The 13,128-nt window shown below is 36.6% G+C and carries 13 protein-coding genes; 7 read left to right on the top strand and 6 right to left on the bottom strand.

Features of this window, described 5'->3' with window-relative positions:
• Positions 1–128 precede the first annotated feature (128 nt).
• The 4 genes from NSA47_RS08425 (at position 129) to NSA47_RS08410 (ending at position 4,141) form a co-directional block, all read left to right on the top strand.
• On the top strand, positions 129–2,456 hold the full coding sequence (locus tag NSA47_RS08425; protein WP_257530902.1) for a xanthine dehydrogenase family protein molybdopterin-binding subunit: 2,328 nt from the start codon (positions 129–131) through the stop codon (positions 2,454–2,456).
• Positions 2,456–3,295, top strand: coding sequence for an FAD binding domain-containing protein (locus tag NSA47_RS08420; protein WP_257530900.1), 840 nt, complete (start codon positions 2,456–2,458; stop codon positions 3,293–3,295). The genes NSA47_RS08425 and NSA47_RS08420 overlap by 1 nt, the downstream gene beginning before the upstream one ends.
• The gene (locus tag NSA47_RS08415; protein ID WP_257530898.1) at positions 3,292–3,774 is read left to right on the top strand and encodes a (2Fe-2S)-binding protein; all 483 of its coding nucleotides are present in this window, start codon (positions 3,292–3,294) and stop codon (positions 3,772–3,774) included. Before NSA47_RS08420 ends, NSA47_RS08415 begins: the two co-directional genes overlap by 4 nt.
• Before the next feature lie 181 nt (positions 3,775–3,955).
• Positions 3,956–4,141, top strand: coding sequence for a hypothetical protein (locus NSA47_RS08410; protein ID WP_257530896.1), 186 nt, complete (start codon positions 3,956–3,958; stop codon positions 4,139–4,141).
• A gap of 190 nt (positions 4,142–4,331) precedes the next feature.
• Here the strand turns inward: NSA47_RS08410 and NSA47_RS08405 are convergent, their stop codons facing one another.
• The 3 genes from NSA47_RS08405 to tpx all read right to left on the bottom strand — a co-directional run bounded on the left by NSA47_RS08405 (position 4,332) and on the right by tpx (position 6,193).
• Entirely contained in the window at positions 4,332–4,835 is a 504-nt protein-coding gene (locus NSA47_RS08405) for a hypothetical protein (protein ID WP_257530893.1), read from the bottom strand.
• Positions 4,836–5,048: 213 nt separating this feature from the next.
• The gene (locus NSA47_RS08400; protein ID WP_257530892.1) at positions 5,049–5,513 is read right to left on the bottom strand and encodes a QueT transporter family protein; all 465 of its coding nucleotides are present in this window, start codon (positions 5,511–5,513) and stop codon (positions 5,049–5,051) included.
• Between the two features lie 170 nt (positions 5,514–5,683).
• Positions 5,684–6,193: a thiol peroxidase gene (gene tpx / locus NSA47_RS08395; protein WP_257530890.1), complete on the bottom strand. Its 510-nt coding sequence runs from the start codon at positions 6,191–6,193 to the stop codon at positions 5,684–5,686.
• Positions 6,194–6,355: 162 nt separating this feature from the next.
• Here tpx and NSA47_RS08390 point away from each other — a divergent pair, with 162 nt between their 5' ends.
• From NSA47_RS08390 to NSA47_RS08380, 3 genes are all read left to right on the top strand, one after another.
• The gene (locus NSA47_RS08390) at positions 6,356–6,781 is read left to right on the top strand and encodes a YaaR family protein (protein ID WP_257530888.1); all 426 of its coding nucleotides are present in this window, start codon (positions 6,356–6,358) and stop codon (positions 6,779–6,781) included.
• A 79-nt stretch (positions 6,782–6,860) separates the two neighbouring features.
• Positions 6,861–7,724: a DMT family transporter gene (locus tag NSA47_RS08385; protein ID WP_257530886.1), complete on the top strand. Its 864-nt coding sequence runs from the start codon at positions 6,861–6,863 to the stop codon at positions 7,722–7,724.
• 106 nt (positions 7,725–7,830) lie between these two features.
• On the top strand, positions 7,831–9,198 hold the full coding sequence (locus tag NSA47_RS08380; protein ID WP_257530884.1) for an IS1182 family transposase: 1,368 nt from the start codon (positions 7,831–7,833) through the stop codon (positions 9,196–9,198).
• A 143-nt stretch (positions 9,199–9,341) separates the two neighbouring features.
• Here NSA47_RS08380 and cls read toward each other — a convergent pair whose 3' ends face one another.
• The 3 genes from cls to NSA47_RS08365 all read right to left on the bottom strand — a co-directional run bounded on the left by cls (position 9,342) and on the right by NSA47_RS08365 (position 12,973).
• The gene (cls, locus tag NSA47_RS08375) at positions 9,342–10,892 is read right to left on the bottom strand and encodes a cardiolipin synthase (protein WP_257531038.1); all 1,551 of its coding nucleotides are present in this window, start codon (positions 10,890–10,892) and stop codon (positions 9,342–9,344) included.
• A gap of 135 nt (positions 10,893–11,027) precedes the next feature.
• A complete protein-coding gene (locus NSA47_RS08370) occupies positions 11,028–12,218 on the bottom strand; it encodes an AI-2E family transporter (protein ID WP_257530883.1) in 1,191 nt (396 codons plus the stop codon).
• 110 nt (positions 12,219–12,328) lie between these two features.
• Positions 12,329–12,973, bottom strand: a complete 645-nt coding sequence (locus tag NSA47_RS08365; RefSeq protein WP_257530881.1) for a DedA family protein — start codon at positions 12,971–12,973, stop codon at positions 12,329–12,331.
• Between the last annotated feature and the right edge of the window lie 155 nt (positions 12,974–13,128).

Raw genomic sequence — 13,128 nt, 5'->3', positions numbered from 1 at the left:
CGAATAATATGGTTATCTGTATATCCTGCTATAAAGCATGAATAGACCATGTTTTGAATAGTAAACTATAGGGTATATATTCCATTAGGTTATTTACCTATATTATTTTGAAAGGAGTGTAAAATCTATTGGATAATTATCAAGTACTAGGTACTTCCGTCCCTAGGTTAGATGGAAAAGACAAGGTAGCTGGTAGACAACGGTATGTCAATGACAAACAGATACCAGGACTTCTCCACGCAGCCTTAAAAACAAGCACCCATGCCCATGCAGAGATCAAATCCATTGATATTTCTAAAGCTTTGGAGGCTCCAGGTGTTCAAGCTGTACTGACAGGGGAAGATTTCCCGGTTACTATAGGACTTTATATGGGAGATAAGCCCCCCATAGCCAGAAGCAAAGTTAGGCATTATGGGGAAGCAGTTGCTGTAGTTATTGCCAATAGTGAATTAGAGGCTAAATCCGCACTTCCATTAATTCATGTAGAATACCAACCCCTTCCCTATGTATCCTCTCCAAGGGAAGCCCTAAAGGAAGATGCCCCCATCCTTCATAAAGAATTGGAAGACTACAAACATATTCCCGCTGTTCTCCCTGAACCCGGTACCAATATTTCCAACAGGACCAAAATTCGTAAGGGTGACATTCAGGAAGGCTTTAAAAAGGCTGATTTTATTATCGAATCTTCCTTTGAGTTCCCCCCTGGGGATCATGTGGCAATGGAGACTCGAGCAACCATTGCAGAAATTGGATCCAATGGAGATGTGAAAATACAATCCGCCACCCAAGCCCCCTTCTTAGCCAAGGCTCTAATTGGATACAACTTCAATGTACCTATTGGAAAAATCAATGTCACCTCTCCACCTGTTGGCGGTGGCTTTGGAGGAAAAGCTGGTTTACAGTTAGAGGGCTTAGTTTATCTACTTTCCCGTTCAGTGGATGGACGTCCCGTAAAACTTGTCAATACTCGAGAACAGGATTTATTGACTTCTCCCGGTCACATTGGTTTACAAGCTGATGTAAAATTGGGTTGTACAAAGGAAGGAGAATTGGTTGCTGCAGAACTTACATATTTGTTTGATGGTGGAGCCTATGCCGACTATGCGGTAAACATCAGTAGAGCTGCTGCCATTTCCTGTACAGGGCCTTACCGCATACCTAATGTATGGTGTGACTCTCTTTGTGTATATACCAATCATCCCTTTGCTACGGCCTATCGAGGCTTTGGACATATTGAACTAGCCTATGCCATAGAACGCTCTATTGACTTACTGGCAGAAGAAATGGGCATGGATTCTATGGACTTTAGACTAAAAAATGCTATCCAACAGGGAGATACCTCTCCTACCCAAAGCATTATGGATGCAAACACAGGGGATTTACGAGAGTGTATCCGTAGGACGGCGGATATGATTGGATGGAAGGAGGGCATCTACAAACAAGTTTCCCCAACCAAGGTACGAGCTAAGGGAATGGGACTTTTATGGAAAGCTCCTGCAATGCCTACCAATACCGATGCCGGTGTTATTCTTACCTTTAATGAAGATGGGAGTATGAACTTCCAAACGGGAGTAGTGGAAATAGGCCAAGGCACCCATACTGGTTTAGCCCAAATTATAGCTGAAAAATTCAAAGTTAGTACAGATATGGTCCACGTGGTGCATGATGTCAATACTAAAACGGCTCCCCATGACTGGGCAACAGCGGCCAGTAGGGGACTGATGATGGCAGGTCGTGCTGCTATAGAGGCCGCCGATGATGCAATCTCTCAACTCAAGAGAACAGCTTCCATTCCTCTACGCTGCCCTCCTCAGGATTTAGAAGTTGCTGGAGGTAGAGTCTTTTTAAAAGATGAACCAGAAATAGGTATTTTGGTACAGGAAGTAGCCATGGGCTATGTTTATCCCAATGGAAATGCTGTAGAAGGACAAGTAATTGGTAGAGGACGCTATGTCTCTAGAAGGCTTTCAGGTCTTGATCCAGAAACCGGTGAAGGTCACCCAGCCTTAGAGTGGACTCTAGGTGCTGAAGCCATAGAAGTAGAGCTAGACTTAGCAGATGGTAGCTATGACATATTAAATGCTGTCTGCTGTATGGACGTAGGCACTGTTATTAATCCTGATTTAGCCCATGCTCAGGTTGTAGGTGCTTTAGGTATGGGATTAAGCTTTGCCAGAAATGAAGGTTTCATCTTTAATAATCGTGGTCAAGTAGTTAACGAAGATCTGCGAAGCTATAAAATCCTTCGTTATGGCGAAGAACCTCAATATCAAGTTGAGTTTTTACACACACCTCAGGGAGATGGTCCCTTTGATGCAAGAGGTTTAGGAGAGCAAGGAGTAGTTGGTATGCCTGGGGCTTTATCCAATGCTCTTTCGAGAGCCGCAGGAAAACAATTAAACTTCCTGCCCTTAACTCCTGAATCTATCTGGAAAACTGTAAAGGAGGTAAAATAATGATCCCTTTTGATTTTCAATATATCCGTCCGGAATCCATTGATGAAGCCATTACATCCTTTCAGGAATTAGATAAGGAAGGGCTTTCTCCCATATTTTATGGAGGAGGAACTGAAATCATCACCAATGCTAGAAAACAAAATCTATCCACAGGAGCGGTTATCGATATAAAGGGCATCCCCGAATGTGTAGAACATCAAGAAAAGGATGGCTATTTCATCTTTGGAGCTGGTCTTCCTTTAACCGATATCATCGAAGAAAATCTTTTTCCTTTCTTTAGCCAAGTATGTCGTCCTATCGCAGACCATACTGTGCGCAACAAGCTGACTTTAGGAGGGAATATCTGTGGAAGGTTACCCTACAGGGAAGCCGTTCTTCCCCTATTGCTATCCGATGCGGAGATAGTTATAGCAGGTGGCGAAGGAACTCGTACTGTACCCATATCTCAAGCCTATAATAATAGATTGGTATTGAAAAAAGGGGAATTCTTGGTACAGATTAAAATTCCCGTTGAAGCTAAAACCCTCCCCCACTTTAATAGAAGAAGGGAGAAACAAACGGCTATAGATTATCCCATTCTTCACATTGCTGGAGTGCAAAAAGAAGGAAAAATTCGTCTAGCCATTAGTGGAGCAACAGCACTGACTTTCCGCTCCGAAGCAATGGAAGATTTATTAAATAATAAGGAAAGCTCTTTAGAAGATAGAATTTCTAGTTGTCTATCGAAACTGCCCTTTCCTATAAAATCAGATCAATGGTCCTCAGCAGAATACAGAAGAGCTTTGCTGGAAAAAGCTTTATTTGAAATGTTAGCATCTTTGGAAGGAGTGAGTCTATGATTGCCCATAAAGAATATGCCCCCATTGAACTTACGGTAAATGGCGAAAAGAGAAAGATGGTTGTTCGCCCTGCTGATACCCTTCTTAGAGTTCTCAGGGAGAAGTTGGGTCTAACCGGCGGAAAACCAGGCTGCGAAAATGGAGATTGTGGTGCCTGCACTGTTTTAGTAAATGGAAAACCTATAAAGTCCTGCATAGCCTTAGCTGTAGAGGTAGATGGACAGGAGATAACTACTGTAGAGGGATTATCCAATACCGAAATACAAGAGGCCTTTTTAGAAGAAAACGGCTTCCAATGTGGTTATTGCACCCCGGGCTTTTTAGTAAATGCCTATGCACTCCTAGAAACCCATCCCGATGCTGATGATGAAATTGCTGAGGATTGGTTACAAAGTAATCTTTGTAGATGCACCGGATATGAAGGTATAAGTAAATCTGTAAAATCAGCTCAACAAAAAATAAAAGAACGTAGAGCCTAAATACTATAAATTTGCTAAGTTTTCATATGAAAACTTAGCAAATTTTTTATAGATAAACAAGTTAAAATCTGAATAAAAAATCGGCGTTGTTTCCCTATAATTTTCTATTTTTTATTTTCCATTTTTCAACTTGTATAGCTTCTTTTTTCTTTGGAATACTATTTTTATGAGGAGGGATATCATGTCAAAAAATAGAGAAAATTTTATAAGAGCTGGCGGCACTGGCAATCTTGATGATGGAAACAATGAACCGATTATGCTTCCATGGACTGATTCTGTTACTGCTCCTGCTACAAAATATACTTTACATCAAAAAGAAAAAGAAGAAAAGTACAACAAAAATAGCCCCCACAAAAGTAGCCACTAAAAAATACCTTTTTTCTCATTGTGATATAGGTATCCATCTAAACCTAGGAAAGAATTCAAGGTTTAAGATTCTTTCCTAAAGTTCAGGATGAAGAAAACTGACTTTTTCAGTGGTCACTCATTGAATAGGCTATTCTCTCATCTTCATCATATAACTTCAATGGCCTGTCTCTAAGAGACAGGCCATTGCTTTAAAATTGTTGGTTTAATTTTTGTGCATTTTCTTTTGTTAGTGAACCCGCTTGGGCGTCTTTTTTTACTTCTTTTAATGCATTTAATATATTTTGGAATTTTTCTGTATTATTCTTTATTTCCTCTCCATAAGCTGCATAATCATAAGGTTCTTCGCTGGCGATGGAGTTTTCAATAACTCTCTTATTTTCAACCTCCATAGCACTTAGTACTTTCTCTGCATTGGCCCACTCAATGGCACCCTCTTCTCCTTGAAGGGTATTTAAAACATCAGCACTTTTAGCCGCTCTAGATAGATGCATTTGTAAGTCTGCTAAAATAGATGGATTTTGAGTTGAATTATATTCCATCATTTTTGTTTTTCCATGGGATATGTGTTTTTCGAAGTTATCCATTTCAACAGAATATCCATTGTCAGTTGTTGGCTGTGCAGATTGACAGCCTACAGCTGCTAAGCTTACCAATAAAACTATAAGTACAATGCCTAATGTAAATTTTTTCACGTCTCTTCCTCCTTAAAATATCTATAAGTTTCCAAGCCGATTATATGGAAAGAATGCAGAGAAGTTGTTTTTATTTTGTTACAACTTTGTGAATTTACAGAAAAATCTTTTACTTTTTTATTGCAAATTCTCCACAAAAAAAGCGGCTATTGCCTCTGTAATGAAATAGGAGGTAGAGTAAATGAAACAGCTCTCCGACCTCCTGAAATATCTTTATTTGCTAAATATACTTTTGTTTTTAAAAACAAGTAAAAGGGGATAACCTAGCCCATAACAGGCAATAGCTTGACCTAGAGCTACCCATAACATACTGGGTAAATAGGGAGCACCTAAGGTATACTTCAATACAAAGGGCACTACAATGGCATTAACCACAATGGATGGAAGGGGGACTAGTCTTTTATCCTTGATCTTCCATGTAATGAAGGCTGCTAATAATGTTGCTAGGCTCCCTACAATAACATCCAGCATACCTAGAGGGCTATTGAAATTAGCAATAATACAGCCAATAAATAATCCCGGGATAGCCGCTGGCGTAAAATAGGGTAAAACTGTTAAGGCCTCGGATATCCTTATCTGCAAAGGTCCATAACTTAATGGTGCTAAGGCTATCGTCACTACAACATAAATAGCTGCAATAATAGCACCAGTGGTCAATAATCTAATGTTTCTATTCATTTTTTCATCTCCTCGTAGTTTTATTTATAGACAGGATATTGCGAACTGTCTTATAGAAACAACTTTCTTATGGTAACACGATTTATAACCTTTTTCAAGGGGACACAAAGGGGTAGATATATGGTCCTATGCTGGCACCATATACCTACCCCTTTTTCATAAATTCTTTATCACAACTTCCTGACTTCTTCCAAAGCTCTTTCATAATCAGGATGCGTGGATACCTCTTTGACATGTTCTACATATCGCACTTTGTTGTCCCTATCTACCACTACAATTCCTCGGGCAAGAAGTCTGACTTCCTCCATTGCAAAACCATAATTTTCTCCAAAGGAAAGATATTTATGATCGGAAAGTAGCTTTACTTGATCTATGCCTTGAGCATCACAATAACGTTTTTGAGCAAAGGGTAAATCTACACTGATGGTCCATATTTCTACTTCCTTTAGTTTTGCTGCTTCTTCGTTAAATCTTCTGGTTTGGGCGTCACAAACGCCTGTATCAATAGAAGGCACAACACTAAAAATACGCACCTTCCCCTTACCATCATCTAGGGTTACCTCATTTAGATCTCTATCTACAAGGGTAAAATCCGGTGCCCTCATACCTGGCTTTATCTCAGGACCTAATAGAGTCATAGGATTCCCTTTCATGGTCACGATATCTTTTCTCTTTTCCATATATTTTCCTCCTCTATTATCTTTTAGACTTATATATACTGTTACCCTTTCTCCTCTGAACTAATCTTATTCCAATGGAATGATGATAATGCTTGAAAACAATGGAATTTTTCTCTCTTTTTATATATGATATATATAGATAGTTCTAAGGAGGATATGTCTATGAAAATCACCCGTACAAACTCCATAAAGGATACTTTTTCTTCTCCCAATAGGGTAAAAAGAAAAACCAAAAACTTTTCCTCAGAATTTCAATTTTCTAATCAGCAAGAAAAAAAGAAATATTTAAAAAACCTCTTAAATAAAATTGATAAAAAAGGCAAACATATCGTAACCACCCAAAATATTAGAACCATAACAGAATATAAAAAAATGATCCAGGAATATCTTACCCTTATTCTTCAGTCTGGCTATGAAATAAAAAAACTACAACACCCCTGGGATGGCCAACATATGTCTATTGTTACCATCATTGATGAAGAATTAGAGGAACTTAGCCAATTGGTGCTCACTGAACATAAAGATACCCTGAAAATCATCAATAAAATTGATTGTATCCAAGGTCTCTTAATCGATGCCTACCAATAAGTACGAAGGGACAGGGTGGAACTTGAACATTCCCCTGTCCCCTTGTCCTATAGTGTGAGAATGTGAAAGGAGATTTAGCATGACAGATCAAACTAAAGGCACAATTTTTATGATTTTAGCTTCACTATTTTTTGCCCTTATGGCTTCCGCAGTAAAATTTTCTGGAGATATGCCTCTTATGCAAAAGGTTTTTTTTAGAAACCTCTTTGCCTTTTTTGTAGCCCTATTTATGATGATCAAAAAAGGCGAATCTTTTAAAGGGAACAGTCTGCCCTTTCTTGGATTGCGTGCTGTACTTGGATTGTTAGGAGTTATTTTATACTTCTTCGCCATCTCCAACCTAGTTCTAGCAGATGCTTCAATATTAAACAATACCTCCCCATTTTTTGTAATTCTTTTTTCTTTTTTCTTTTTAAAGGAACCTATAAAAAAGATTCAAGTACCTACTTTATTATTAGCCTTTTTAGGCGCTATATTGGTAATAAAGCCCCAATTTAATTATACGATAATCCCCTCTATTTTAGGTTTAGCTTCTGGGATGTTTGCAGGGGGTGCTTATGTCGTTGTACGATATTTGCGTAAAACGGATAGTCCTCAAACCGTTGTATTTTATTTTTCCCTAATGTCCATCCTGATATCCTTGCCCTTTCTATTAATGGGGCACTATGTTTCCCCCACCCCAATGCAGTGGCTGGGCTTAATAGGCGTAGGATTTTTTGCTACTTTTGCCCAATTTCTCATTACTTATGCCTATAGATATGCACCGGCTGGGGAGTTGTCCATTTATAATTATATGCAAATCCTATTTACTTTGTTGTTGGGTCTTGCCTTTTGGAGTGAGGTTCCCGATCTACTAAGTATTTTAGGAGGAGCATTGATTGTTCTGGCAGGCTATATCAATTATCGCTTTAGCCCTAGAGAAAAGACAAAGCCAATTTTATAAAATTGGCTCAGACTGTTGAAAAAGTACAAAAACTTTAAAAAGAAGTTCCTTTCAAAAAGGGATTTCTTTTTTTATGTCGAATTATATTATATAAGGGGTGATTACAATGATGACAAGAAGAATAGGAGAACAACAAAAGTTAGAGTTGGTTATGTTAGAACAGTTGGTAAAACCTGATCATTTACTAAGGAAAATTAAAAAGCATATTAACTTTGATTTTATATATGACCTAGTAAGAGAGTTTTATTCTGAGGACATGGGCAGGCCATCTATAGATCCAGTAGTATTATTCAAAATGTCTCTCTTGCAAGCCCTTTATGGCATTTCTTCCGAGAGAAGACTCGTAGATGAGGTACATCACAACATGGCCTACAGATGGTTTTTAGGTTATGGACTAACTGAGGTTATTCCAGATCATAGTGTCTTTAGCTATAATCGAAAACAGCGTTTTGAAGAGAGCAGTGTATATGAAGAAATCTTTAATGAAATCGTGCTTATGGCTATTGGTAAAGGCTTAGTAAAGGGGAAAATATTTTATACAGATTCCACCCATATTCGGGCAAATGCTAGTAATTCAAAGTATGAGAATAAAGAAGATGAAGAAATCATTACAGAAGATGAGTCCCTCTTAACTCTAATCAATGAGAAAAGAGAATCCAAAGGTCAAAAGCCTTTAAAACCAGCAGAAGAAAAGCTCATTACAAAGTCTAAAAAGGTAAGCAAAACAGACCCTGATAGTGGCTATATGCATCGAGATCGAAAACCCGTGGGCTTCTATCATCTACTTCATGGTACAGTAGATAGTATGCATAATATTATGTTGGGTATTCATGTAACCCCTGGAAATGTCCATGATGCTACGGTTTATGTAGATAACTTAGATCATATCTTTGAAAGCTATGAAATCATCCCCAAGTATGTAGGAGCAGATGCAGGATATTTTAATCTTAATGTATTAGAAGAATTAAGCGAAAGAAACCTAATCCCTGTGATTGGTCCTAAGAGATATGGTGGTAAGAAAGGGAAAAAATCAAAGTACTGGTTTGAGTATTTCCCCGAAGAAGACTTTTACAAATGCTTCGAAGGCCAGATATTAACCTATAAAACAACAACAAGACAAGGTTATGTAGAATACGAAAGCGATCCTAAGATTTGCATAAATTGCCCGCAAAGAGAAAAATGCCTATATGAAAACAAAGAAACCATGACAATAAGTGATTGCAAAACAAAAATCATAAGACGGCATGTAAAAGAGTACTATGCAGATGAAGTAAGAGCCTTCATGAAAACGGAAAAGGGGAAAAGTCTCTATAAAAGACGAAAAGAAACCATAGAGCGAATCTTTGCAGATATGAAAGAGCTCTGTGGTATTCGTTATGCCCATTATCGGGGCTCAGAAGGAGTTAAGGCACAGGCTTTGATCACAGCTACAGCATTAAACATAAAAAAGATAGCAACAATCCTCTCAAAATAAGGGAGGTGTTGTTATCTTTTTCTATTTTTTATGAAAATGTCCATATTTTATAATAATCGAAAAAAAGGGATGTTTTCTCTTTCAAAAAAACACCCTTTTTTCAACAACCTCAGCCAATTTTATAAAATTGGCTTTATCTTTTTCTATAATATAGGTGAAAACAATCGAGCAAAGGATTCCTTTATCTTATGGGATATGGGGCGTTTTTTAAACTCTTCTAAAAACAACTGTTCACTATCCCCCAAATCCTCATAGAAATCTATTTCCAAACGTTCTACCGTATGTTTATTGTATATCAGGGCATTTATTTCAAAATTTAGCTGGAAACTTCGAATATCCATATTGGCTGTACCCACAGAGGCAATAATTCCATCTACTAAAAGTATCTTGGCATGAACAAATCCTTTTTTATATAAATATACCCTCACACCCGCACTTAGTAAGTCTTCAATGTAGGACCTTGAGGCCCAAAATACTGTATGATGGTCGGGCTTGTCTGGGAGTATGATTCTTACATCTACTCCGCTTAAAGCCGAGGTTTTTAAGGCCATAAGCAAGCTTTCATCAGGTACAAAATAGGGAGAAGTGATATAGATCTTCTCTTGTGCTGTGGCAATGCTGGTAAAATAGGCCTGTTGTATAGTCTCCCAAGGGGAATCCGGTCCACTTACGGCAATTTGAATTAATTCCTTTCCATATTCCCTATGCTCAGGAAAATATCGCTGATACTGAGTAATCTTGCTATCTGATGAAAAATACCAGTCCATTAAAAATATATATTGGAGAAGATATACCGCTTCTCCCTTCATTTGAAAATGGGTATCTCTCCAAAATCCCAACTTTGGACTACCTACCCAATATTCATCCCCTACGTTTAACCCCCCTATAAAACCAATTTTTCCGTCCACCACTACGATTTTCCTATGGTTTCTATAGTTTAATTTGCTATTTAATAGGGGTATTTTTACTGGAAGAAAGGGGGCTACCTTTACTCCTGCCTCTTTTAGGGAGTTTATATAATATTTAGATAGGTTTCGGCTGCCTAAACCGTCATAAATCAGTCTTATCTCCACTCCTTGGTGTGCTTTTAAAATCAGTAACTTACGCAAAATATTGCCGATTTTATCGTCTTTCAAAATATAATATTCCACATGTATATGTTCCTTAGCACTATGGATGGCCTTAAAAATTGCCTTAAAGGTTTCTCTTCCATTGGTTAAGACCTCTGATTGATTATTTAAGGTAAAGGGAGATTTGGAATTTTGTAATAATAGGGAAATTAGTTTTTTCTTTTCATAAATATCCTCATCATAAAATACATTACTGTCCTGTACCTTTTCAAACTGTCTTTCCACCATAATATCTAAATTTCTTTCATCTATGGGTTCTTTTTTATTGAAAAGTTTTTTCTTTTTAAAATTCTGACCAAAGTAAATGTAAAATAAAAAACCTACAATGGGAAGGAGAATAAGAAGAAGCAACCAAGCGGCTGTTGTAGAAGGTGACCTGTTTTCCAAGAAGATAACCACTCCGATTAAAACAATGGTCATTAGAAATACAACAGAAATAATGGCCCCAAAAAGAAGTTTCCCTGAGGATATTTTTTCAAAAATACCTCCTAAAATACCTATAGAATTTAAATAAACAGTCTGAATCTCATTACTATAGTCGGAAAATGGCCCATTAAATATCATGGTTTTCAAGCTTTTCCCTCCTTCCAATAACTACTTTTTACAATAGGGTCTAAAATTTTTAGCCCCTTTTATTTTCTCGAGTGTTTATGAAAAACATGCACATAGGATCTCCTCTATGTGCATAAATTAACCTATTTATATGGAGTTATTTCTTTTTTCTATGGCTTGCAATAAAATAACTCTTATCACGGCTATGGTAGGTACCCCTAAAAACATTCCCCATACTCCAAAAAGTCCTCCACCAATAACAATGGCAAAAATTACCCACAGAGGACTCAACCCCACCTTATCTCCTAGCACCTTGGGCTTTAGATAGTTGCCATCAAATTGCTGTAAAACAAGAATAAATATAGCCAGCCAAAGAGCCTTTATGGGGCTATCAAAAAGGGTTAATATAATCCCGGGCACGGCACCTATGATCGGTCCAAAATAGGGAATTAAATTGGTTACCCCTATAATAATACTGATCAATAATGCAAATTTTATTTTTAATACCAATAATCCAATGAAACACATTAATCCAATAATTGTAGAATCTATAATATTACCTATTAAGTATTCCCCAAATTTTTCATCTGCCAAGTAGAGGATTTCCCTCCATCTTTTTACGGTTTTATGGGGGAAGAATGCTTCAAAGAATCTTCTTAAACTACGGAATAATTCTTCTTTATCCTTGAGAATGTAGAAGGCAATAAAAATGGCTAACACTAAATTCAATAATCCTGAGGTGAGACTGACGGCACTATTTACTAAGTAACCCAATATTCCCTCAACCGCATTTTGAGCATTTTTGAAAATATTGTTGACATATTGATCAATATTTTTAAAGAAATCGTACTGGGTTAACATTTGATTGTCAATGGGCAGTCCACGAATAAAATCCTGTATTTTTTTATTCATATTCAACTCTTTGAAAAAGTCTCCCGCTTCTTCCACATAATTAGGAAGCACTGTAATTAAATCACTAATATTTTTTACGATCCTGGGGGTGGTAAGATATAAAAAGGTGCCCAACAAAATAATAATAAGAATATATATCACTAGAATACTAAGGATTCTACCTCGTTTGTTCTTTTTAGATAGTCTATGGGGAGAATTAAAAAACCTTGTTTCCACCCATCTAATTAAAGGATAAAGAAAATAAGCAATAGCAATTGCCATAATAAAAGGCTTTAATAGAGTAAAGAAAAAATCAATAATAATGCGAAAAGAATCAAAGGCACTGGAAAAATTATCAATGACTTTATAAAACAATATCAAGGCCGCCAAGGCCAAAAAAACATATACACTTAATTTAAGGTATTTTTTATCAAATTCAAATTTCATTTTTGTTCCTTTCTTTTTCCCTCTTTTATTTGTTTTTAAAAATATTCTTGCCCTATCATATCACAATAAACAACAGGTGTAAATATTGATATCACTGTATTATAAAGTCTTTACCTTTTTAAAAATTTCTTTAAAATCTTTTCGATATTCTTTCTAATTTCTTCACCTTTTATTCTCCATAACACCATAACTATGCCGATCAATATCACCACAATAATAAAAACAAAATTGTATTTTTTTAAAAGGCCTATGGCTTTATCATAATTCCCCCTAAAAAGATAGCCTAAACCCATATGGAGGGTTGCCCAGGGTAAAATTCCTATAAAAGTTAATAAAAGATATTTTTTCATTCTCACATGGGCTACTCCTGCCAAAAAAGATATATAATTGCCAATAAAAAATGGCCTAGAAAGACAAACACTTACCTCTCCATATTCATTAAATACCTTCTCCACAGTATAAAACTTCTCCTTGGATATCCTAAAATATTTTTCCAAAAAAATAATTAGGCTCTCCTTTAAGTTTTTTCCTATATAGTAGGGAAGAATAGAAGCCACTGTATAACAAGCAGCTCCCAGTAAAATAGCTATCCATATATTCATTTGTCCCAAGGATACAATAAATCCCACTAAAAACAATACGATGGAACCTGGAAAAGGAATAGAAGCTCCTTCAATCATAGATATAACTATAATCGCAAGATAACCATATTGTTGTATAATAGGAATAACTGTAGTAAGTTCTTTAATGCTCATCATACGTCCTCCATCTTACATTGCTACCATAGCATATTGTACTTTTTTATATTTTTTATAAAAGATGCTACCTCTATTATAAGGGACAACTCTTAAGAAGATATAGGCAAATATATTAAGATTTTATTAAAATGCTAAAAATAAAAGGTATCTAT

This window comes from Irregularibacter muris (assembly GCF_024622505.1).
Lineage (GTDB): Bacteria > Bacillota > Clostridia > Eubacteriales > Garciellaceae > Irregularibacter > Irregularibacter muris.
Note: the sequence above shows the minus strand (reverse complement) of the source record. Positions and strands in the feature narration are given on the sequence as shown.

Coding starts and splice junctions, on each gene's coding strand:
- NSA47_RS08420 (WP_257530900.1), top strand. CDS start 2,456: ATGATCCCTTTTGATTTTCAATATATCCGTCCGGAATCCATTGATGAA.
- NSA47_RS08415 (WP_257530898.1), top strand. CDS start 3,292: ATGATTGCCCATAAAGAATATGCCCCCATTGAACTTACGGTAAATGGC.
- NSA47_RS08410 (WP_257530896.1), top strand. CDS start 3,956: ATGTCAAAAAATAGAGAAAATTTTATAAGAGCTGGCGGCACTGGCAAT.
- NSA47_RS08400 (WP_257530892.1), bottom strand. CDS start 5,513: ATGAATAGAAACATTAGATTATTGACCACTGGTGCTATTATTGCAGCT.
- tpx (WP_257530890.1), bottom strand. CDS start 6,193: ATGGAAAAGAGAAAAGATATCGTGACCATGAAAGGGAATCCTATGACT.
- NSA47_RS08390 (WP_257530888.1), top strand. CDS start 6,356: ATGAAAATCACCCGTACAAACTCCATAAAGGATACTTTTTCTTCTCCC.
- NSA47_RS08385 (WP_257530886.1), top strand. CDS start 6,861: ATGACAGATCAAACTAAAGGCACAATTTTTATGATTTTAGCTTCACTA.
- NSA47_RS08380 (WP_257530884.1), top strand. CDS start 7,831: ATGATGACAAGAAGAATAGGAGAACAACAAAAGTTAGAGTTGGTTATG.
- cls (WP_257531038.1), bottom strand. CDS start 10,892: ATGATATTTAATGGGCCATTTTCCGACTATAGTAATGAGATTCAGACT.
- NSA47_RS08370 (WP_257530883.1), bottom strand. CDS start 12,218: ATGAAATTTGAATTTGATAAAAAATACCTTAAATTAAGTGTATATGTT.
- NSA47_RS08365 (WP_257530881.1), bottom strand. CDS start 12,973: ATGAGCATTAAAGAACTTACTACAGTTATTCCTATTATACAACAATAT.